Source organism: Kitasatospora cystarginea, from assembly GCF_039533515.1.
Taxonomy (GTDB): domain Bacteria; phylum Actinomycetota; class Actinomycetes; order Streptomycetales; family Streptomycetaceae; genus Kitasatospora; species Kitasatospora cystarginea.
This window is the reverse complement of record NZ_BAAATR010000011.1, coordinates 184603-204800: the sequence shown is the minus strand read 5'-3', so window position 1 is coordinate 204800 and position 20198 is coordinate 184603. Positions and strand designations below refer to the sequence as shown.

At 72.3% G+C, this 20198-nt stretch carries 20 protein-coding genes; 12 read left to right on the top strand and 8 right to left on the bottom strand.

Annotation, left to right across the window (positions count from 1 at the left end; translation table 11 throughout):
- Nucleotides 1-499 precede the first annotated feature (499 nt).
- The 5 genes from ABD369_RS15335 (at nucleotide 500) to ABD369_RS15315 (ending at nucleotide 5735) form a co-directional block, all read left to right on the top strand.
- Nucleotides 500-1822: a sensor histidine kinase gene (locus ABD369_RS15335; protein ID WP_344636932.1), complete on the top strand. Its 1323-nt coding sequence runs from the start codon at nucleotides 500-502 to the stop codon at nucleotides 1820-1822.
- A 54-nt stretch (nucleotides 1823-1876) separates the two neighbouring features.
- Nucleotides 1877-2521: a response regulator transcription factor gene (locus ABD369_RS15330; RefSeq protein WP_344636931.1), complete on the top strand. Its 645-nt coding sequence runs from the start codon at nucleotides 1877-1879 to the stop codon at nucleotides 2519-2521.
- 261 nt (nucleotides 2522-2782) lie between these two features.
- Entirely contained in the window at nucleotides 2783-4078 is a 1296-nt protein-coding gene (nhaA, locus tag ABD369_RS15325; protein WP_344636930.1) for a Na+/H+ antiporter NhaA, read from the top strand.
- Between the two features lie 138 nt (nucleotides 4079-4216).
- Nucleotides 4217-4693, top strand: coding sequence for a phage holin family protein (locus tag ABD369_RS15320; protein WP_344636929.1), 477 nt, complete (start codon nucleotides 4217-4219; stop codon nucleotides 4691-4693).
- An 82-nt stretch (nucleotides 4694-4775) separates the two neighbouring features.
- Nucleotides 4776-5735: an alpha/beta fold hydrolase gene (locus ABD369_RS15315; RefSeq protein ID WP_344636928.1), complete on the top strand. Its 960-nt coding sequence runs from the start codon at nucleotides 4776-4778 to the stop codon at nucleotides 5733-5735.
- A gap of 346 nt (nucleotides 5736-6081) precedes the next feature.
- On the opposite strand, the gene ABD369_RS15310 is transcribed toward ABD369_RS15315, so the two are convergent.
- The 6 genes from ABD369_RS15310 to ABD369_RS15285 all read right to left on the bottom strand — a co-directional run bounded on the left by ABD369_RS15310 (nucleotide 6082) and on the right by ABD369_RS15285 (nucleotide 11843).
- A complete protein-coding gene (locus ABD369_RS15310; protein ID WP_344636927.1) occupies nucleotides 6082-6780 on the bottom strand; it encodes a metal-dependent hydrolase in 699 nt (232 codons plus the stop codon).
- Nucleotides 6781-6928: 148 nt separating this feature from the next.
- A complete protein-coding gene (locus tag ABD369_RS15305; protein ID WP_344636926.1) occupies nucleotides 6929-8113 on the bottom strand; it encodes a MarP family serine protease in 1185 nt (394 codons plus the stop codon).
- Nucleotides 8114-8305: 192 nt separating this feature from the next.
- Nucleotides 8306-9019 carry an NUDIX hydrolase gene (locus tag ABD369_RS15300; protein WP_344636925.1) on the bottom strand — a complete coding sequence of 238 codons (714 nt, stop codon included), beginning with the start codon at nucleotides 9017-9019 and terminating at the stop codon, nucleotides 8306-8308.
- A complete protein-coding gene (gene nth, locus ABD369_RS15295) occupies nucleotides 9016-9909 on the bottom strand; it encodes an endonuclease III (protein ID WP_344636924.1) in 894 nt (297 codons plus the stop codon). Before nth ends, ABD369_RS15300 begins: the two co-directional genes overlap by 4 nt.
- Before the next feature lie 234 nt (nucleotides 9910-10143).
- Entirely contained in the window at nucleotides 10144-10665 is a 522-nt protein-coding gene (locus ABD369_RS15290) for an Ig-like domain-containing protein (RefSeq protein WP_344636923.1), read from the bottom strand.
- Nucleotides 10666-11021: 356 nt separating this feature from the next.
- Nucleotides 11022-11843 carry an SDR family NAD(P)-dependent oxidoreductase gene (locus tag ABD369_RS15285; RefSeq protein ID WP_344636922.1) on the bottom strand — a complete coding sequence of 274 codons (822 nt, stop codon included), beginning with the start codon at nucleotides 11841-11843 and terminating at the stop codon, nucleotides 11022-11024.
- Nucleotides 11844-12058: 215 nt separating this feature from the next.
- Between ABD369_RS15285 and ABD369_RS15280 the strand changes: the two genes are divergently transcribed.
- Nucleotides 12059-13276, top strand: a complete 1218-nt coding sequence (locus tag ABD369_RS15280; protein WP_344636921.1) for a sensor histidine kinase — start codon at nucleotides 12059-12061, stop codon at nucleotides 13274-13276.
- The gene (locus tag ABD369_RS15275; RefSeq protein WP_344636920.1) at nucleotides 13273-13929 is read left to right on the top strand and encodes a response regulator; all 657 of its coding nucleotides are present in this window, start codon (nucleotides 13273-13275) and stop codon (nucleotides 13927-13929) included. The genes ABD369_RS15280 and ABD369_RS15275 overlap by 4 nt, the downstream gene beginning before the upstream one ends.
- A gap of 39 nt (nucleotides 13930-13968) precedes the next feature.
- On the opposite strand, the gene ABD369_RS15270 is transcribed toward ABD369_RS15275, so the two are convergent.
- Nucleotides 13969-15141, bottom strand: a complete 1173-nt coding sequence (locus ABD369_RS15270; RefSeq protein WP_344636919.1) for a serine hydrolase domain-containing protein — start codon at nucleotides 15139-15141, stop codon at nucleotides 13969-13971.
- A 406-nt stretch (nucleotides 15142-15547) separates the two neighbouring features.
- On the opposite strand from ABD369_RS15270, the gene ABD369_RS15265 reads away from it, so the two are divergent.
- Complete coding sequence (locus ABD369_RS15265) at nucleotides 15548-16369, top strand: NRDE family protein (RefSeq protein WP_344636918.1); 822 nt, start codon at nucleotides 15548-15550, stop codon at nucleotides 16367-16369.
- 205 nt (nucleotides 16370-16574) lie between these two features.
- Here ABD369_RS15265 and ABD369_RS15260 read toward each other — a convergent pair whose 3' ends face one another.
- Complete coding sequence (locus ABD369_RS15260) at nucleotides 16575-16871, bottom strand: STAS domain-containing protein (RefSeq protein ID WP_344636917.1); 297 nt, start codon at nucleotides 16869-16871, stop codon at nucleotides 16575-16577.
- A gap of 128 nt (nucleotides 16872-16999) precedes the next feature.
- Here ABD369_RS15260 and ABD369_RS15255 point away from each other — a divergent pair, with 128 nt between their 5' ends.
- The 4 genes from ABD369_RS15255 (at nucleotide 17000) to ABD369_RS15240 (ending at nucleotide 20131) form a co-directional block, all read left to right on the top strand.
- Nucleotides 17000-17629 (top strand): maleylpyruvate isomerase N-terminal domain-containing protein, encoded by a 630-nt coding sequence (locus tag ABD369_RS15255; protein ID WP_344636916.1) that lies wholly within the window; start codon nucleotides 17000-17002, stop codon nucleotides 17627-17629.
- A gap of 178 nt (nucleotides 17630-17807) precedes the next feature.
- Nucleotides 17808-18605, top strand: coding sequence for a COG4705 family protein (locus ABD369_RS15250; RefSeq protein ID WP_344636915.1), 798 nt, complete (start codon nucleotides 17808-17810; stop codon nucleotides 18603-18605).
- 121 nt (nucleotides 18606-18726) lie between these two features.
- Nucleotides 18727-19584 (top strand): alpha/beta fold hydrolase, encoded by an 858-nt coding sequence (locus tag ABD369_RS15245; RefSeq protein ID WP_344636914.1) that lies wholly within the window; start codon nucleotides 18727-18729, stop codon nucleotides 19582-19584.
- Between the two features lie 40 nt (nucleotides 19585-19624).
- Entirely contained in the window at nucleotides 19625-20131 is a 507-nt protein-coding gene (locus tag ABD369_RS15240; protein ID WP_344636913.1) for a peptidylprolyl isomerase, read from the top strand.
- Nucleotides 20132-20198 lie beyond the last annotated feature (67 nt).

Below are 20198 nucleotides of genomic sequence, written 5' to 3'. Positions count from 1 at the left end.
GCGACATCGCCGAGGGCCGCGAGGTCGGCGACACCACCACCCTCGCCGACTCCTCGGTGATGAACCTGATCCAGTCACAGCTACCGTCCGGCAACACGGACGGCGAGAGCTGAGCCGCGGCTGACGTCGGCGCGGCCGGTGAGAACCGCGGCCGGCGAGAGCCAACGCTGACGAGCCACAGCCGGTGGGGGTGCCGTTCGGGCACCCCCCCCGGGCCCCACCTCACCGCTCACCCGGCCGGGCACCCGCCGAAGCCGGCGGTCGTCCACCTGTCCACCGGCTTGAACCCGACCGGCAGGAGGAGCAGCGGGCCGGTCCCGCGCAATGGCCCAGGTCACCGTCCGGTGCCAGTGCTGATCCCAAATCAGCCTCAGCCCGACAGCTGAACCACCACCACAACTCCAGCCGGAGGCCGCGACCCTGCGCGGCTGAGCCGCCGCCGGGTACGCCGCCGCGACCGATGCCCCAAGATCGAACCCGCGACGCCATCATGGGCCCGATGAAGACGAGCGAGCACACAGGTCAGCAACCGCCCGACCGGACGGTGATCCACCGCTTCCTGCGGGAGCCGTTCACCGCACGGTCCTGGCGCGGGGTGCTGTACTCGCTGCTGAGCCTGCCGCTGGCGCTGCTCGGCCTGGTCGCGGTGGTGCTGACGGTCGTGTTCGGCGTCCTCTCGGCTGGCCTGCTGGTCTCACCGCTGCTGGCCCTCTTCCTCAGTCTGGACCGCTGGTTCGGCGCTCTGCACCGACTACTGGCCCGTCTGCTACTGGAGTTGGAGATCCCGACCCCGCTCCGACCGCGCCGCGCGCCCGGCCTCTCCGGCTTCCTCGGGCACCACCTCGGCGACCCGGCGGCCTGGCGGTCGGTGGCGTATCTGTCCCTGCGAGTGCCGCTCGGGCTGGTGCAGTTCGCGCTCGGCTTCGGCTGGTGGGCGTACGGGGTGCTGTTCCTCTGCTACCCGGTGCTACGACTGGTGGAGCCGATACGGGAGACGGACGCGCACGGGGTCAGGCACGAAGTCGGTTTCGAGGTGAACGGGTTCCACTTCGACACCTGGCAACGCGCTCTGCTGGTCAGCGCGGTCGGCCTGCTGCTCCTGCTGATCGCGCCCTGGCTGGCCCGCGGGCCGCTGGCGCTGGACCGGTGGCTGCTCCCCCGGCTGCTGGGGCCGTCCGCGACCTCGCTCCGGCTGGCCCAGCTGGTCGAGACCCGCGAGCACGCGATCAACGAGGCGGCTGCCACGCTGCGCCGGATCGAACGCGATCTGCATGACGGCGCGCAGGCCAGGCTGGTGGCACTCGGGATGCGGCTCGGGCGGGCGGAGAGCCGGCTCGCCAAGGGGGACGCCGTGAAGGCGCAGGAACTGCTCAAGGAGTCCCGACAGGAGACCAAGGAGATCATTCAGGAGCTGCGCGAACTGGTCCGCGGCATCCACCCGCCCGCACTCGACTCCGGTCTCGGGCCCGCGCTCACCACCCTGGCGGCGCGGTCGGCCATCCCGACCGCGGTTAGGGTCGAGACGCCCGGGCGTCCGTCCGCTCCGGTCGAGACAATGCTCTACTTCGCCGCCGCCGAACTGCTGGCCAACGCGGGCAAGCACAGCGGCGCCGGACGGATGGCGGTCTCGGTGCTGCAGCACGGGAACGGTCTGCGCCTGCTGGTCACGGACGACGGCCGGGGCGGCGCCCGGCTGGACGGCGCGGGGAGCGGGCTGCGCGGGCTGGCCGAGCGGGTACGCACCGCGGACGGTGTCCTGACGGTGGACAGTCCGCCCGGCGGGCCGACCACGGTGACCGTCGATCTCCCGGGCAGACTGTGACGGCGGCGCGGCCAAGCGCGCCGGTGGTCCGATGAATCAACAGGGGGATGGGCCGTGCGAGTTGTAGTGGCCGAGGACACGGCGATCCTGCGGGCCGGTCTGGTGCAGTTGCTGGAGGACGAGGGCCACGAGGTGGTGGCCGCCGTCGCCGACGGCGAGCAGCTGAAGGCGGCGGTGGCCGGGCACCGGCCCGACGTCGTCGTCTCCGACATCCGGATGCCTCCCACCCACACCGACGAGGGACTGCGCGCGGTGATCGAGCTCCGGGCCGCCCAGCCCGGACTGGCGGTGCTGATCTTCTCCCAGTACGTGGAGACGGAGTACGCGGCCCGGCTGCTGGCCGCCGGCTCGACCGGGGTCGGCTACCTGCTCAAGGAGCGCGTACTGGATGCCCAGGACTTCGTGGACGCGCTGGAGCGGGTGGCGCGCGGCGGTACGGCGCTGGACCCCGAGGTGGTGACCCAGCTGGTCGGCGCGAGCCCGAGCCGCCGGTCGGTGGACGGGCTCAGCCCGCGCGAGCGCGAGGTGCTCGGCCTGATGGCGGAGGGACGGTCCAACGGGGCCATCGCCGACCGGCTGGTGGTGACCGAGCGGGCGATCGAGAAGCACGTGGCGAACATCTTCCTGAAGCTGGACCTGCCCGTCTCCGCCGCCGATCACCGCCGGGTACTGGCCGTACTGCGCTACCTCGGGGCCTGAGCGTGCCCCGCGGCCGCCCGTAGGGCCGAGGCCGCCGCCAAGAGCCACCTCGGTGCCTGGGACCGCCTTCCGCCAGGTACCCGGCTCGGCATGCCCCGACAGAGGTGGGCATGAGGAATAAAATACGACAATCCGGAAATCGCGTCGCCGCTCCCAGTAGACTGTCAAAAACGCAACAAGATCTCTGAGGCGCGCCGGGAAGTCTGGTCGGCATCGCACCACTGGTGCATCCAGCTGCCGTCCCCGACTGGAGGTCCCCCCGTGGCCACGTCGCCGTCCACCGATCGTCGCCAGTTCCTCGGCCTGCTCCCGCTTCCCGAACGCCGGTACATCACCGACGCACTGCGCACCGAGACCGTCGGCGGCATCCTGCTCCTCGCCGCCGCCGTGATCGCCCTCGTCTGGGCGAACGTCTGGCCGCACGGGTACGAGAACGTCCTGAGCCGGACGATAGGCCCGCCGGGGCCGCTCCACCTGAACCTGAGCCTGGAGAACTGGGCCAAGGACGGGCTGCTGACAGTCTTCTTCTTCGTTGCCGGGATCGAGCTCAAACGCGAGTTCGTGGCCGGCGAGCTGCGCAGCCCCGGTGCCGCCGCCCTGCCGGTGATCGCCGCGGTCTCCGGCGTCGCGCTGCCGGCGATCGTGTTCACCGTCGCCAACAGCGGCCCAGGCGGTAATCCCGCCGGCTGGGCCATCCCGACCGCCACCGACATCGCCTTCGCCCTGGGCGTGCTCGCCGTGGCGGGCAGTCACCTGCCCTCGGCGCTGCGGGCGTTCATGCTCACCCTCGCGGTCGTGGACGACCTGATCGCCATCCTGATCATCGCGATCTTCTACAGCTCCGGCATCAGGTTCTGGGCACTCGGGTTCGCCTTCGCCGGCCTGGTGCTGTTCTGGTTCCTGCACCGGCGCGGCGTCCACGGCTGGTACCTGTACTTGCCGCTGGCCCTGGTGATCTGGGCGCTGATGCACGAGAGCGGGATCCACGCCACGGTGGCCGGTGTCGCCATGGGCCTGATCCTGCGCTGCCACACCGAGGGCGACGAGGAGCACTCCCCCGGCGAGCGCATCGAGCACCTGGTGCGCCCGCTCTCCGCCGGTGTCGCGGTGCCGGTCTTCGCGCTGCTCGCGGCCGGGACGACCATCTCGGCCACCACGCTGTTCCAGGTCTTCACCCAGGCGACGCCGCTCGGCATCGTCCTCGGCCTGCTGGTCGGCAAGACGGTCGGCATCTTCGGCGGCGCCTGGCTGGCCGCCAGGTTCACCCGGGCCGAACTCAACCCGCAGCTCAGCTGGGCGGACCTGTTCGCGGTCGCCACGCTCGCGGGCATCGGCTTCACCGTCTCGCTACTGATCAGCGAGCTGGCCTTCCCGCACGACGGCGCCCTCGCCGACCGAGCCAAGACCGCCGTCCTGGTGGGCTCGGTGCTCTGCGCGCTGGTCGCCACCGTGCTGCTCAAGCTGCGCAACCGGCACTACCGGCAGCTGTGCGAGGAGGAGGACCGCGACTCGGACGGCGATGGCATCCCGGACGTCTACCAGCGCCAGGTCGGATGACTCGGCCGCGGTGACACATCGCCCGGGAGAGGCCCCCGGAGTGGTGCCTGACTGACCGGTAGGGGCATGATTCTGAGCAGTCGAGCAGACCGTGTTGACTGTGCTGACCGAGTTGACCGCGTTGAAGGAGAACAGCTGATGCCCTCAGGAACCGCAGACCCGTCCAGCGACGGCCGGGTGCCCTACGAGGGCGAGCGTTCGGTGGGCCAGCTCTTCGCCGCGGCCACCGCCGATCTGTCCGCCCTGCTGCACGACGAGATCGCGCTCGCCAAGGCGGAGATCCGGCAGGACGTCAAGCGCGGCGTCTCCGGCGGCGTCTCACTGAGCGTCGCGGGCGTGGTGGCGCTGGCCGCCGTCCCGATGCTGAGCTTCGCGGCCGCGTACGGTCTGCACGCGTTGGGGCTGACGCTCGGCTGGTCGTTCCTGATCGTCGGTGGTGCCTACCTGGTGCTCGCGGCCGTGCTCGGACTGCTGGCGCTGCGTTCGTTCAAGAAGATCGAGAAGCCGCACCGCACCTTCGAGGGCGCCCAGGCGACCGCGGACGTCCTGAAGCACGCCCGTCCGCGCCCGGCCACCAAGGAGGAGATCGACCGGGCGCTGGGCCGCATCCCGTAGCAGCCGTCTCCGGCCGCCCGCCGCGCCGAGGGAGGCGAGTGCCGGGGACGTGTTCGGCGCCAAGGTATGACAGGCTCTCGGTATGCCGTTGGACCAGAAGCCCGTGCCCGCCCCGGCCTCCGACCCCGGGCCCGCCGAGACCGCCTGGACCGTCCGCTCGGACGGTCCTTGGACGCACCGCGACCTGGCGGCCAACGGTGCCCGCTTCCACATCGCGGAGGTGGGCGAGGGCCCGCTGGTCCTGCTGGTGCACGGCTGGCCCGAGTACTGGTGGGCCTGGCGGCACCAGCTCACCGCCCTCGCCGAAGCCGGTTTCCGGGCGGTCGCCCTCGACCTGCGCGGCGTGGGCGGCAGCGACCGCACCCCGCGCGGCTACGACCCCGGCAACCTGGCGCTCGACATCACCGGCGTGATCCGCTCGCTCGGCGAGCGGCGGGCCCACCTGGTCGGCCACGGCAGCGGCGGTTCGCTGGCCTGGGTGGCGGCCGTGATGCGCCCCTCGGTGATCCAGAGCCTCACCGTGGTCTCCGCCGCGCACCCGCGCCGTTTGCGCCGGGCCCTGCTGACCGACCGCAGGCAGATGGCCGCCTTCGACCACGTCCTCGGCTTCCAGCGGCCGTGGATACCGGAGCGCCGGCTGGTCGCGGACGACGGCGCCCTGGTCGCCGAGTACCTGGATGCCTGGAGCGGCCCGAACCGGCTGCCGGCCGACGCCGTCCGGGCCTACCGCCAGGCCGTCCAGATCCCCAGCACCGCGCACTGCTCGATCGAGCCCTACCGCTGGCTGCTGCGTTCGATGGCCCGACCGGACGGCATCCAGTTCGCCCGGCGGATGAAGAAGCCGATCACCGCGCCCACCCTGCACATCCAGGGTGCCGCCGACCCCGTGGTGCTCTCGCACACGGCGCTCGGCGCGGGCGACTACGTCGAGGCGCCTTACCGCTGGCGGCTGTTGCCGGGGATCGGGCACTTCCCGCACGAGGAGGCGCCGGAGCAGTTCTCGGCCGAGCTGATCAACTGGGTGCGGGAGCACAAGGCATAGCGGACCACCCGCCAAATTGACGGATGATCATATGACAATTGCATAGGACAAATGGACCGCCCTCATGCGGTTACCCCCCTCGGTCGACGGGCATCCATCCGGTATGACCTGGATGCCCGATCGCGACGCCTCGCCGCGCCGAAACCGCAGCGGCTCGCAGCACCTCGTTCAGCAGCCCGAATGGCCGTTCGGCGGCGACGGGCGGCCACGACGACCAGGGGCACACCGGATGGGCATCCCGCGCATTCTGGGGCGGCGCGCCCGCTGGGTGAGCGCGCGCCTGCGGCGCGACGGCTGAGGGGCGCGCCCCGACCTGGAGCGCGCCCCTGCTATCCGCTGATCCCGGTCAGTTGACGACGGTGGGCCCGAGGCAGGCGAACCCCAGCATCACAAAGGTCACCGCACTCATGATCGGGACCAGGATGTTGGTCTCCATCTTGTTGCCGGTGCGCTTGATCAGGACGATCTCGTAGCGCTCCTTGTGCGGCCACAGCAGCGGCGCCCCCATCTTGGTGAGGCAGTCGCCCAACAGGTGCGCCACCGTGCCCAGGGCCACCGCGTACGGCAGCCAGCCGGGGGCGTCCGGCATGAAGCGGTCCATGACCGCCGTGCCCAGCACGGCGAGTCCGACCACCGTCAGCCAGGTGTGGTGGCCGTGGCCGGGCGCATGGGCGTTGAGCGCCTTCAGCGCCATGGCCAGCAGGAAGAACGAGAAGCCGATCGTGAACCAGCGGCCGCCGAAGGCCACGCCCGCCCAGGTGCCGCCGCCCATCAGCGCGACGAACAGCAGCGAGTGCGTGGCGTGCCGGTGACCGCCGGAGGCCCAGGAGACGAACCGGCAGAGCGCCTTGGAGACCGGGCCCAGGAAGTTGGCGATGGTGCCGTCGTGGTGGTCCAGGTCGGGCAGCAGCGCGGCGCCCGCGCAGAGCACCGTCCCCATCAGTATGTCCGCCGGCCTCAGGTGGGTGCCCAGCAGCAGCGGGGGCAGGAACGGCGCGGAGACCGCGTACAGCATTGCGCCGCTTACCGCGTGCGAGTGACCCATCATGACGTTCTCCTGACCTCCCGTCGGCCCCGTTCCGGTACTGCTCGGTTGAGCCGAACGGGTGAGCGCGGCCGACGCTACCAGGAGCAACTGACGCACCGCCGGATCCTCGACCCGGCGGTGCGTCAGTGGAGGTCGGCGCGGGCGGTCAGAGCGCGCAGCCCTCGGTGTCCGCCCGATCGGTGGCCTCGGTTCCGAGCGCGGCGTCCCGGCGGACCTCGTCGGCGGTCAGCACGTACCCCGTGTCCGAACTGTCCAGGGACTTGGCGAAGACCACCCCGTACACCCGCCCCTCCGGGCTGAGCAGCGGGCCGCCGCTGTTGCCCTGGCGAACCAGGGAGCGGATCGAGTAGACGTCCCGGACCACCTGGCCCCGGTGGTAGATGTCCGGGCCGTTGGCCTGGATACGGCCGCGGATCCGGGCTGGCTGGACGTTGAAGCCGCCGTTCTCGGGGAACCCGGCGACGATGGCGCTGTCGTTGGTCCTGGCCTCTCCGGCGAAGGGCAGCGCGGGGGCGTTCAGCTTCGGGACGTCCAGGACGGCGATGTCCCGCTGCCAGTCGTAGCGGACCACCGTGGCGTCGTACAGCTGTCCCGTGCCGCCGATCTGCACGGTGGGCTCGTCGACGCCGCCGACCACGTGGGCGTTGGTCATCACCCGGTGCGGGGCGAAGACGAACCCGCTGCCCTCCAGGGTCTTGCCGCAGGAGGTGGCCGTCCCGACCACCTTGACCAGGCTCTTCCGGGCCATCGCCACCGCCTCGCTGTCCGCCAGCGACGGGTCGGGCTCCTCCACCTCGGTGATCGGCTCGTGCTCGAAGGGATTGAACACCTGCGGGAAGCCGTTGCGGGCCAGCACCTTGGTGAAGTCGGAGAACCAGTTCGGCGCGTCGGACGGCAGCGTGCTCTGCACCCCGCCGAGCACCTTGGAGGTGCGCACCTGCTTGGAGATGGTGGGCAGCGAGGTGCCGGCCAGCGCGGAGCCGATCAGCCAGGCCACCAGCAGCATCGACACCACGTTGACCACCGAGCCGCCGAACGCGTCGACGGTCCTGGCCTGACGGCGGCCGATGTGGCCGCGAAGCTTCCAGCCGAAGTGCGTGGTCACGGCCTGGCCGACCGCCGCGAAGACGATCACCACCAGCACCGCGACCACCGAGGCCGTGCCGCCCGGACTGAGGTGGCGCAGCAGCAGGGGCAGCAGTTGCACCGCGATCAGGCCACCGCCCAGGAAGCCCACGACGGAGAGCACGCCCACCACGAAGCCCTGCCGGTACCCCGACACGGCGAAGCCAAGCGCGGCGGTGATCAGCAGCAGATCCAGGACATTCACCCCGATACCCTCCCACGTGCACCCACCCGGAGGGCGGCGACCCCGGTTGTCGCGGCCGTGGCGCCCGGGCCGGGGCGCGCCACGGGGGCCGGTCGCGGCTTCACGGGCGGGCCGGCAGCGGACCCGGCCCGCCGGTCCGTACGGCCCGGCCGGCGGCCGGGAGCGGAGGCGTGACCGCGGAGGCCGCCGGCGTCAGCGGTTCGGGCCACCGGCGCTGCGGAGGGCGAGACCGGCGGCCTCGTCGGAGAGGGTGAGGGTACGGGTGGTGTCCCATGGGCGCTCCAGTCCGCCGTAGTGCAGCACGCGGTCGATCACCCCGGCCGTGAAACCCCAGACCAGCCGTCCCGCGACCTGGAAGGCCGGGCCGAGGTGGCCCGAGGGGTGCCTCAGCCGGACCCGGTTCGCCGGGTCGGCCAAATCGGCGATCGGCACCCGGAACACCGCACCGGTCTCGGCCGGATCCACCGGCGCAACCGGCGTCTCCCGGCGCCACCAGCCGAGCACCGGGGTCACCACGAAGCCGCTGACCGGGATGTAGAGCGCGGGCAGGATCGCGAAGACCTGCACCCCCGACGGGTCCAGGCCCGTCTCCTCCTGGGCCTCGCGCAGTGCGGCGGCCACCGGCCCGGCACCGTCCGGGTCGCCGTCCACCGGGTCCAGCGCACCGCCCGGGAACGACGGCTGGCCGGCGTGCGAGCGCAGGCTGCGGGCCCGTTCGATCAGCAGCAGGTCGGGCCCTGACGGGCCGTCACCGAAGAGCATCAGCACTGCGGAACGCCGACCGCCCTCGGCCGGCGGCAGGAACCTGCTCAGTTCCTCGGGCCGCACCGTCTCCGCGGCCTCGCGCACCGGCAGCAGCCACTCCGGCAGTCCGTCCCGCTCCACAACCCCGGTCACGTCCGTCACGCGGCACCCTCCGTCGTCGCCGTACCGTCTCCCTCGGTAGACGCGGCCGCCACGCCGTTCGTTGCGGCCGAGGCCGCCCGGCCCGGATAGTCGGCCGGCGGCCTGAGCCGCTGCCCGGGCTGACCGCCCATCTCGTACTTCAGCAGCTTCCGCGCCTTCTCCGGGTCGGTCTCCCCCACGCCGTACGACGGGCAGAGCGGGGCTAGCGGACAGGCGCCGCAGGCCGGCTTGCGGGCGTGGCAGATCCGGCGGCCGTGGAAGACCACGCGGTGCGAGAGCATCGTCCACTCGGACTTCGGGAAGATCTCGGCGACCGCCGCCTCGACCTTCTCCGGGTCCTCCTCGGTCGTCCAGCCGAACCGCCGGGCGAGCCGGCCGAAGTGGGTGTCCACGGTGATCCCGGGCACCCCGAAGGGCTCTCCCGTCCGGGGATCACGTGCGTTGCCGAGGACGACGTTGGCGGTCTTGCGGCCCACCCCGGGCAGGGTGAGCATCTCCTCCAGGGTCCTGGGCACCTCGCCGTCGAAGTCGTCCCGCAGCTTGATCGACAGGCCGATCAGCGCCTTCGCCTTGTTCCGGAAGAACCCCGTCGGCCGGATGATCTCCTCAAGCTCCTCCGGGTTCGCCGCCGCCATGTCCTCCGGCGTCGGGTACTTGGCGAACAGCGCCGGCGTCGTCTGGTTCACCCGCAGGTCGGTCGTCTGCGCCGACAGCACCACTGCCACCAGCAGCTCGAACGGCGTCTCGAAGTCCAGTTCCGGATGCGCGTACGGATACAGCTCCGCCAGCGCGCGGTTGATCTTCCGGGCGCGGCGCACCATCGCCAGCCGCGACTCCGGCTTCCGGGGCTTCGCCGACTGCCCGGCCTGCGGGGCCTTGCTCTCTGCCATGCAGGAAGGCTACGCCGCCGACGTCGCGGCGGGCAGCGGATCCCGCCGTATCCGGCGCTTCTTGATCCGCGCGGCGGGGGTGAAGACCGTAGCCCTTGGGAGAGTTGAGCGAGTACGCCCCGTGTCGCGCCGACCGGGTGTCAGCGCGGCACGGGGCAGAGGGCCGCGGAGTTGACGCGGCGCGGCTACTGCGGGAGGGGAATCGGCATTCCGGATGGCCGAGCGGGACCGGCCTCAGGCGATGGCGGGGTTGATCGAGGCACTGGCCGTGGCGGGCATGTACTGCTTGTTGCCCGCGAAGTGGGCCGTGTAGCCGGACCCGAGCCCTTGGGCCCACAGGATGGGGTCGAGGATGTTCGAGCCGCTGTTGAGCATCGCGACGCCGTCGGCGCCGGTCGCCACCGTACCCATCACCCGACCACCGCCGGCCATGCTGAACGTGATCGGCGCGCCCTTGATCGGCGTACCGTCGGCGTCGAGAAGCGTCGCCCTGAGCGTGCCCTTGGCCTGACCGCCGACCGTTCCCTTGATGTCGTCCGCCGTGAGCTGCGGGTACTCCTTCTCCCCGTTCGGCTGCGGCGGGTACGGCTGCGGCGCGTTGTAGTAACCGGGCTGCGGCTGCGTGGGGTTGAAGTAGCCGGGCTGTGGCTGGTAGTAGTACCCGGGCTGCGGCTGGTAGTAGTACGGCTGGGGCTGGTGCTGCGGCGGCTGGTAGTAGTAGGGCTGCGGCTGCGGCGGCGCAATGGGCTGCGTCATCAAGGACTCCTGGAATCAGACGGTGGGTCGCGCCGATCGCGCCGACCCGGAGTCAGCGTGGCACGAGTCACTGCGCTGCGCATGCGCAACGATTACCGTGAGTCATGGTCGCGCGCGGTGAACCCGCCCCGGCGGCGGCCCGCCGCCCTCTGCGCCCACCGTCCGCCCGGCGCCCGCGAGTTCCGGGTGGGGTGAGACGAGGGCGACCCCGGGCCCGCCTGCGGGGCGAGGCCGGGAAGACGAACCCCGGGCACTGCGGCTGCCATCCTGGCGGCGAGGCTCCGCGAACCGCGGAGAACCCACCCAACCAGGAGGGAACGCACCGGAGTTGCGCCTGGCCGGGCCGAAATCACCGCCTACGGTGCGGTGGAGCCGCGCGGCTCGACGTGGAAGTCGAACGGGACGGTCCCCGGATCGACGGCCGTCACGCCGCCGTCGACCGTGAGCACCGCGCCGTTGACGAAGGACGCGGCGGGCGAGAGCAGCCAGGCGATGGCCTCCGCGACCTCCTGCGGCTCGCCGGGGCGGCCGGCGGGGATGAGCCGGGTCGCCTCCCGGTACGCCGCCTCGATGCCACCCTCACCCAGGCCGGCCTCGTCGACGAAGCGAGCCATCCGCCGGTCGGCCATGTCGGTCCGCACCCAGCTGGGGCACACGGTGTTGGCCCGCAGCCCGTACCGGCCGTAGTCGACGGCCAGGGAGCGGCAGAGCTGGAGCAGGGCGGCCTTGGACGTCGCGTACGCTGCGTTGCCGACCCCGTTGCGCAGCGCGGAGACCGAGGCGACCGCGACCACCGAGCCGCGCGCCTCCAACAGGTGTGGCAGCGCGGCGCGTTGGAGCAGGAAGGGGCCGGTGACGTTGGTCCGCATCACGGTCTCCCAGTCCTCGATCGACAGGTCCCCTACGCCTCCGCCGCGCCCGACGCCCGCGTTGAGCACCAGCCCGTCGAGCCGGCCGTACGCGGCCAGGGTCGCCGCCACCAGGCCGCGCACCGCGTCGGGGTCGCCGATGTCGGCGGGGTGATCGAGGGCGCCGGTCTCCTCGGCGAGGCGGCGCAGCGGTTCGGGGCGCCGGCCGGAGACGACCACGTGGTGTCCGGATTCGCGCAGCAGCCGGGCGGTCGCGGCGCCGATGCCCGTACCACCGCCGGTGACGACGATAACTCGCTGGTCCACCATGGCGGTTCAGCCTCCCGAGCGGTTTTCCACAGTACGCGTGATCATATGTCAGGCGCGGTGTCTCGGGCCCGGCCCGGAGGAGGCCGCGATGGACCGCGAGCCCGGCCGGTTCGGCACGCGGCCCCGATCGAGGCACACGCGGGGCCGCTGTCACCCGTGGTCTTACAACCGTGGGCCGATGCCCCGGACGAGACCCCGTCGTTACGATCATCCGCATGTACGACACGCCGAACCTCCCCCCACTGAAACGCGTGCCGCCGGGCATGTGGACGGCGCTGGCCTGGTGTGTCGCGATGGCCTACCCCTCCGTGGTCGCCGGGGCGTCGCGCCACACCTACGGCCCCCATGCCGGTGACGCGCTGCCGACCCACCGGGACTGGCTGCTGATCGGCTCGGCCAGTGTGCTGGCGTTCGCCGCCTGCGCCGTGCTGCGCCGGCTGCCGCTCACCTCGGTCGTCCTGCTGCTCGTCTCCACGGTCGTCGCGACCGGCGCCTGGACGCAGCAGGTGGAGCTCTCGCCGGCCTCGCTCCTGACGGTCTACGTCGCGCTCTGCCTGGTAACAGCCACCGGCTCCCGCCGGACCTCGCGCACCGCCTTGGCCATGGTGCTCCTCGTGCTGCTCGGCCACCTGGCCATGCTGCCCGCGCAGGGCAGCCACCTGTTCCTCACCGGCCGGAGCATCGGCGCCTCGGACGCGGGCCTGCTGGTGGCCGTCATCGCCTGGCTTGCCGGTCGCTCGATACGCCAATCCCGCGACTACGCAGAGAAGTTGGGCGATCAGGCGGCAACGCAGGCGGTGACCGCCGAGCGGCTGCGGATCGCCCGCGAGCTGCACGACATGGTCGCGCACAGCATCGGCATCATCGCTCTGCAGTCCGGCGCGGCCCGGCGGGTCATCGAGACCCAGCCGGCCCGGGCGCGGGAGGCGCTGGGCGAGATCGAGGCCGCGAGCCGGGAGACGCTGTCGGGGCTGCGCCGGATGCTCGGGGCGCTCCGCCAGAGCGGGTCGGACGCGGAGCCGGACGGGACACCGCTCCACCTGATGCCCGGTCTGGCCGACCTCGACCGGCTGGCCGCCACCACCACGGCCGCCGGAGTCCGGGTCGACGTCCGGTGGAGCGGTGAGCGGCGGCAACTCCCGCCGGACATCGACCTGTCGGCGTTCCGGATCGTCCAGGAGGCGGTCACCAACGTGGTGCGCCACGCCGGCAGCGACTCCTGCCGGGTATCGGTCGACTGCCGGGAGACGGAACTGTCCGTCGAGGTCCTCGACGAGGGGCGCGGCCACGGCACCACGACCGGCACCGGCTACGGTCTCGCCGGGCTGCGCGAGCGCGTCGCCCTGCTGCACGGTCAGTTCACCGCCGGCCCTCGCCCCGAGGGCGGCTTCCGGGTGGCGGCCAGTCTGCCCGTTCCGACAGGAGTCCGATGACGGTCCGCGTGGTACTCGCCGACGACCAGCCCCTGGTCCGCGCCTCACTCCAGATGGTCATCACCGACGCCGACGACCTGGAGGTGGTCGGGGAGGCCGGCAACGGCATCGAGGCGGTCCGGCTGGCCGAGGAACTGGACCCCGACGTGGTGGTGATGGACATCCGGATGCCCGGCGTGGACGGGATCGAGGCCACCCGGCTGATCACCGCCGGCCCCGGTGCGGCGCACGTCCTGGTGCTGACCACCTTCGATGACGACGACTACGTCTACGCCGCGCTGCGCGCGGGCGCGTCCGGCTTCCTGGTCAAGGACATGGCGCTGGACGACATCCTCGCCGCGATCCGCGTGGTCGCCGCCGGGGACGCCCTGATCGCGCCGAGCGTGACGCGCCGTCTGATCGCGGAGTTCGCCGAGCGCCCCGCCCCCGCCCGGGGACGGAAGCCGGTGGACAGTCTCACCGACCGGGAACGCGAGGTGCTGACCCTGGTCGGACGCGGCCTGTCCAACGCGGAGATCGCCGGCGAGCTGGTGATCAGCGTGGCCACCGTGAAGACGTACGTGACCCGACTGCTCGCCAAGCTCGACGCCCGCGACCGGGTCCAGCTCGTCATCATCGCCTACGAGACGGGGCTGGTCGCTCCGCCGCGGTGAGCTCCACCGCGTGTACCGCCCACCGCGGGGCCCGCCGCGCTAGCGGGTGCACAGGCCCAGCGTGAGGACCCTGGTGATGGTGTCGTTGACCTTGGGCGAGGCGGTCAGGTTGCGGTTGAGCGAGAAGGTGATCTGCCGTTTGCCGTCGCCGGTGGTGAAGCTGAAGGTCTCATATCCGGCGATGCTGCCGCTGTGCCCCCAGGCGGCGGTACCGTCCGCGCAGTAGGTGCGGCTCTCCAGTCCCAGGCCGTAGCCGCGGTCGTCGTCCACGGGGTGCGCGGTGCGCATCTCCTCGAGCAGTTCCGCCGGGAGCAGCCGGCCGTCGAACAGGGCGCGGTAGAAGCGGTTGAGGTCGTCCGCGGTGGAGATCATCGTGCCGGAGCCCCAGATGGCGTTCGGGTTGAAGGTGGTGAGGTCGGCCGGCGGGGCGGTGGGGCCGTCGGCCCATTCGTAGCCGTGCAGGTGCGGGCCGGAGAGTTCGGCGGTGGTCGGGAAGGAGGTCTCGCCCAGGTGCAGCGGGCGCACGATCCGCCGGGTGATCTCCTGGTCCAGCCGGTGGCCGGTGACGTGCTCCACCAGCAGGCCGAGGACGACGTAGTTGGTGTTGGAGTACGCCCATGAGGTGCCGGGGGCGAACTTCGGGCCGAGCTCGGCGGAGATGGCGACCAGGTCGCGGGGGGTGTAGGTGGCCTTCTGGGCGGAGCGGAGCGGGTCGGGCTCGGCGAGCAGCTTGGTGAGGAAGTCGGCGAGTCCGCTGGTGTGGGAGAGCAGCTGGCGCACCGTGATGTTCCGCCCGTTCGGGACCAGCCCGGGCAGCTCGCGCTCGATGGGGTCGTCCAGACCGATCCCGCCCTCCGCCACCAGCTGGAGCACGACCGTCGCCACGAAGGTCTTGGTCACGCTGCCGATCCTGAACCGGTCCCCGGCCCGGGCGCCCCGGCCGTCGGCCAGGTCGGCCACCCCGGCGGCCGTGCGCCAGGTGCCCCGCCCGTCCCGGACCTCGGCGACCAGGCCCGGCACGCCCTCCGCCACCGCCTCGTCGAGCGCGCGCTGGACGGCGGCCCGGTCCACGGCGTCCGGCCGGCCTGCGGCGGCGCCGTCCCCGCCGTTCGCGAAGGCCGGGCCGGTACCGCCCGCGAGGGCCGCGGCGGCGAGCAGGACGGCGGCCAGGCGGGCGCCGGTGCGGTTCCCGGTCTTGGCGGTGGTGAGCACGGTGTTCGACCTCTCGGAAGTGTTCTCTGCGACAGGAAGGATCCTGCCGGGATCACGCCCGCCAGGCATCGCCGTTGACGGTGAATCGGATCCTCCCTCCCCCGGGGGACGGCTCCCGCTCGCCGCGAACTCGGCTCCCCCGTACCGGGGATCCAGGACGTCGCCGCCACCGGCCTACACACCGCATGTCAGCAGGACCGGGCCGGAGGACGACAGCCCCACTCGCTCCAGGAGCCGTCACCGCCGGCGAGGTCGCGGTACCCGGCCGGGTCGGCGCCCGGGGCCGGGCCGAGATCGCAGTGGCCGCGCCGACGTGTCGGCCGTCACAGTCCGCGCAGGCCTCCTGGTCGCACAGGGTTTTCGTACACAATTGCTGACAGCGGAAGCTCCAGCCGAAGGGTCAGCCGTGTGCACCGCGTTCGTCAGCATAGATCCGGGCTCCACCACGCCGGTCGTCGTCCTGGCCGTACGGGACGAGTACATCGGCCGCGACTGGCTGCCGCCGGACCGGCACTGGCCTTCACGGCCCGCCCTGGTCGGCGGCCGGGACCTGCTGGCGGGCGGCACCTGGCTCGCGGTGCATCCGGGCGGCGACGACGAGCCGTCCAGGATGGCGTGCCTGCTCAACGGCTTCGGCCGGGCCGCCGATCCGGCCCTCCGGCTGTCGCGCGGTGATCTGCCGCTGCTGGCGGCGGCCGACGGCGACGCGCTGGAGGGCCTCGACCTGGAGCGCTACGACCCGTTCCACCTGGTCCGCGCGCAGGCCGGCGAGGTCCGCGTACTGAGCTGGTCCGGGCACGAGCTGCGGGAGCGGCGGCTGCCGCCCGGGCTGCACGTCGTGGTCAACGACGGGCTCGAGGGCGAGGCGGAGAACCGCACTTCCTCGCTGCGGGCCGGCCGGATGATGGCCGCCCGGATCGCGCACTTCCGCCCCCGCCTGGCCGCTGCCCGGCGCCCGGAGCCGACCTCGAGCCCGGCCGGCCGCCCGACCACCGAGGCGTGGGGCCAGTGGCTGCCGGTAGCCGCCGGGGACGGCCTGGAGCTCGACGAGCCCGCCGCCCTGATCCAGCGCCGCGACTTCGGAGACGGACGGATCTGGGGAACCACCTCGGTCTCACTCGTCGCCCTCGCACGCTCCGGCGTGCGGTACGACTTCAACCCGGCGCCGGGAAGCCACGTTTGGCACCAGGTCGGCCTCGGCGGCCAGGCCCGTACCGCGGCGATCTGACCGGACGCCCCCCAACCCGCCGGCCGCTCAGCGGGTGGTGCAGCCACCGTTGACGAACGGGGTCTGGCCGGTGATCCACCAGCCGTCCGCGGCCGGGAAATTCACGACCGGGATGCGGGCGGAACCGCCACGGCCCGGGACCCGGCACAACCGAGCCGGGTCCCCCGGGGGCGCGGCTCACCGGTCATGCCCCGGCAGGCCGCGCTCACCGGGGCGGCAGCTGCTCCCCGAGACCGGTCAGTTCCAGCAACTCCAGCAACTCCCGGCCTGCGCCGCGCAGGCGGATCTCGCGGCCGCCCCGCCGAGCCGTCAACTGCAGCCTGGCCAGGCCGCCGACAACGACGAGGGCTCCGCCGTCCGCCGGGTCGAACGCGCTCACGTCGCACTCCACCACCCGGGGGCCGTCCGCGCGGGACTCCCGCAGCTGTCCGTACAGCCTGTCCCAGTCCGCCGCTCCCGGCCGTGCGACCAGAACGAGTACCTGTGTCTCCTCGGTCTCCATGCAGAAGGGGACTCCTCCGGCCTCCCGGACTCATCGGTGCCGTCCCGACCTTGTTCCGTCGCCCCGTCCGCCGGACCGGGCAGCCGGCCGGGCCGTAGGATCACATTCCGACCAACCAAGGAGACTTGATGACTAGTCAACTCAACCCGACCGGTGACCTGTTGAACGCACTGTGGCAGTCCTGGGCCGAGCGTGGCCGGCAGCTGACACCCGAGGACTGGGCGACTGAGACCCGGCTGCCCGGCTGGTCGGTGCAGGCGCTGTTCGGCCATGTCGCGCCCGACCCGGCGATGTTCGCCCAGCTGCGGGACGCCCTGACGGAGGGGCCGGCCGTCGTCACCAGCGGGGCGGAGATCCTCCGGATCTACAACCGGCCGGGCGGTGTCGCCCACACGGCCGCCGGAACGATCGAGGAGCAGGCCCGCGAGGTGGCCGAGGCGGTGTCACCGGAGCAACTGGTCAGGCGGTTCGCCGTCGAGGCGCCGGAGGCGTTCGCCGAACTCGCGGACGTACCGCCGACCGCGGTGGTCGCGCACCCGATCCTGGGGGCGGTGACCTACGGGGCGCTCGGCGAGGTCGCCGTCATGGAGGCCACGGTCCATCTGCTCGACCTGGTCGCGGCGGTCGGCGGCCCGCCGCCGCCCGCGGCCGCCCTGGAGGCGACCCGGGAGCTGCTGGCCGGTGTGCCCGATCCGGTCGCCTTCATCGAGGCCGCGACCGGCCGGGCCGACGGCCCGGTGCTGCCCGTCATGCGGTGACGACGACGCCCGTCGTGCGGTGATCCGGCCGGCGCCCCGGTGGGGCGGCTCGGGGTGGCACGGCTCCGAGGTGTCCCGCCGAGGGCCTGCTCGGCCGGACCTGCCGCCCGGATCACCGGTTCGGCGGACCCCGCAGTCTTCAGGCTGGCTTCAGAAACGGCATGCGATCCTGCGGCCCATGACGACCGCCCCACTCCAGCAGAACGGCCAGACGACACCGTCCCGGCACGCGACGGCCCGGCACGCGCTGAGCAAGGTGCCGGAGGTGACGGCACTCTTCTGGATCATCAAGGTGCTGACCACCGGAATGGGCGAGACCGCCTCGGACTTCCTGGCGCACGTGATGGACCCGATGATCGCGGTCGCGCTCGGCGGCATCGGCCTGGTGGTCTCGCTGGTGGTGCAGTTCAGCGTCCGCCGGTACGTGGCGTGGATCTACTGGACCACCATCGTCATGGTCAGCGTGTTCGGCACCATGGCCGCCGACGTCATGCACGTCGCCCTCGGCGTGCCGTACCTGGTGGCCACCCCGTTCTTCCTGCTCGCGCTGGCGGCGATCTTCGGCGTCTGGTACGCGGCCGAGCGGACGCTGTCCATCCACAGCGTCCACACCCGGCGGCGCGAGGTCTTCTACTGGGCCACGGTGCTGGCCACCTTCGCGCTCGGCACGGCCGCTGGCGACCTGACCGCGACCACCATGGACCTGGGTTACCTGGGATCGGGGGTCATGTTCGCGGCACTGATCGCCGTTCCCGCCCTCGCCCACCGGTGGCTCCGGCTGGACGCGATCCCGTCCTTCTGGATCGCCTATGTGCTGACCCGCCCGCTGGGTGCCTCGTTCGCCGACTGGATGGCGGTCTCGCACGAGCGCGGCGGCCTGGACCTCGGTCTCGGGCCGGTCACCGCCGGCTGGACGGCCGCCATCCTGGCCCTGGTCGGCTACCTGGCGGTGTCCCGCAAGGACGTCTCCCGCTGACCCGTCCCGCCTTCCGGTCCCCGGTGTGAACCCCTGCGTCGTGGCGCGGGGATCCGCCGGGGTTTGTCGTTGTCCCGGAGTAGCGTTTCGCACCAGGTGCTGACCCAGGCGGGAGGCCGGGATGACGACAGGTACGGGGCACACGGGCCACGGCACGACGGCGGGCGCGGGCCACCTGGGCCATGGCATGACGAGCGGCTACGCGCCGGTCCACGGCCTGCGGATGTACTACGAGGTCCGGGGCGGCGGGCGGCCGCTGGTGCTGCTGCACGGCGGCATGCACACCATCGAACTGACCTTCGGTCCGCTGGTGGACGACCTCGCCGAGAACCACCGGGTGATCGCCGTCGAGCTGCAGGGCCACGGCCATACCGAGGACATCGACCGGGAGATGACGCTCGGCAACCACGCGGCCGACGTCGCCGCGCTGCTCGGCGAACTCGGCGTGGCACAGGCCGACTTCTTCGGCTTCAGCCTCGGCGGCATGGTCGCGCTGGAGCTGGCGGTGACCAGGCCCGAGCTGGTGCGCAGGCTGGTGCTGGGCTCGGTGCCGTACCGTCCCGACGGGTACCACGAGCTGCCCCCCGGTTCGGACCGGCTGCCCACCGAGGCCGAGTTCCGGTCCTGGGAGCAGGCGTACCGCCAGGTCGCCCCGGATCCGAACCACTTCGGCGAGCTACTCCGTCGCACCTCGGCGATGGTGTCGGCGGTCGAGGGATGGTCGGCCGAACAGCTCCGGGAGCTCGGTTCACCCACCCTGCTGCTACTCGGCGACCACGACTTCGTCCGGCTCCCGCACGCGGTGGAGATGCTCGACCTGATCCCCGACGCCCGGCTGGCGGTGCTTCCCGGCGCGACGCACACCGAGGTGGCCCGGCGACCGGAGCAGGTGCTCTCGCTGGTCGGCCCCTTCCTGGCGGCCGGGGACGAGGGCGGCGCGGCACGTTCCGCCGATCTGCCAGGACCAGTCAGTCCGTGACAAGCTGTTCCCTGCTTACCCATCAAGCAGAGGGAGAATCATGAGCACGGTACGGCTCACCACCAACTTCGGCGACATCGACATCGAGCTCGACGCCGCCAAGGCTCCGAAGTCCGTCGAGAACTTTCTGAGCTACGTCCGCAGCGGCCACTACGACGGCACGATCTTCCACCGGGTGATCGCGGGCTTCATGATCCAGGGCGGTGGCTTCACCGAGGGCATGTCCCAGAAGCCGACCCAGGCCCCGATCCAGAACGAGGCGGACAACGGCCTGACCAACGTCCGCTACTCCATCGCGATGGCCCGGACCAGCGACCCGCACTCGGCCACGGCCCAGTTCTTCATCAACGTGGCGGACAACGACTTCCTCAACTTCAAGGCGAAGAACACCCAGGGCTGGGGCTACACCGTCTTCGGCAAGGCCGTGGCGGGCACCGACGTCGTCGACAAGATCGCCGGGGTCCGCACCGGCTCGCGCGGCGGCCACGGCGACGTCCCGGCCGAGCCGATCGTGATCGAGAAGGCCGAGGTCGTCTCCGAGGGCTGACCTCGGCGGCACGCGGCTCCGCCTGACCGGCCGTGTGCGCGGAGGTCCCCGCGGGGGGCCGGCCGCG

Bases quoted from the DNA above. Each gene is read 5' to 3' on its own strand.
- ABD369_RS15280 (WP_344636921.1), top strand. From the start codon at position 12,059: ATGTACGACACGCCGAACCTCCCCCCACTGAAACGCGTGCCGCCGGGC.
- ABD369_RS15290 (WP_344636923.1), bottom strand. From the start codon at position 10,665: ATGACGCAGCCCATTGCGCCGCCGCAGCCGCAGCCCTACTACTACCAG.
- nth (WP_344636924.1), bottom strand. From the start codon at position 9,909: ATGGCAGAGAGCAAGGCCCCGCAGGCCGGGCAGTCGGCGAAGCCCCGG.
- ABD369_RS15335 (WP_344636932.1), top strand. From the start codon at position 500: ATGAAGACGAGCGAGCACACAGGTCAGCAACCGCCCGACCGGACGGTG.
- ABD369_RS15315 (WP_344636928.1), top strand. From the start codon at position 4,776: ATGCCGTTGGACCAGAAGCCCGTGCCCGCCCCGGCCTCCGACCCCGGG.
- ABD369_RS15245 (WP_344636914.1), top strand. From the start codon at position 18,727: ATGACGACAGGTACGGGGCACACGGGCCACGGCACGACGGCGGGCGCG.
- ABD369_RS15260 (WP_344636917.1), bottom strand. From the start codon at position 16,871: ATGGAGACCGAGGAGACACAGGTACTCGTTCTGGTCGCACGGCCGGGA.
- ABD369_RS15285 (WP_344636922.1), bottom strand. From the start codon at position 11,843: ATGGTGGACCAGCGAGTTATCGTCGTCACCGGCGGTGGTACGGGCATC.
- ABD369_RS15255 (WP_344636916.1), top strand. From the start codon at position 17,000: ATGACTAGTCAACTCAACCCGACCGGTGACCTGTTGAACGCACTGTGG.
- ABD369_RS15240 (WP_344636913.1), top strand. From the start codon at position 19,625: ATGAGCACGGTACGGCTCACCACCAACTTCGGCGACATCGACATCGAG.
- ABD369_RS15250 (WP_344636915.1), top strand. From the start codon at position 17,808: ATGACGACCGCCCCACTCCAGCAGAACGGCCAGACGACACCGTCCCGG.
- ABD369_RS15310 (WP_344636927.1), bottom strand. From the start codon at position 6,780: ATGGGTCACTCGCACGCGGTAAGCGGCGCAATGCTGTACGCGGTCTCC.
- ABD369_RS15320 (WP_344636929.1), top strand. From the start codon at position 4,217: ATGCCCTCAGGAACCGCAGACCCGTCCAGCGACGGCCGGGTGCCCTAC.
- ABD369_RS15275 (WP_344636920.1), top strand. From the start codon at position 13,273: ATGACGGTCCGCGTGGTACTCGCCGACGACCAGCCCCTGGTCCGCGCC.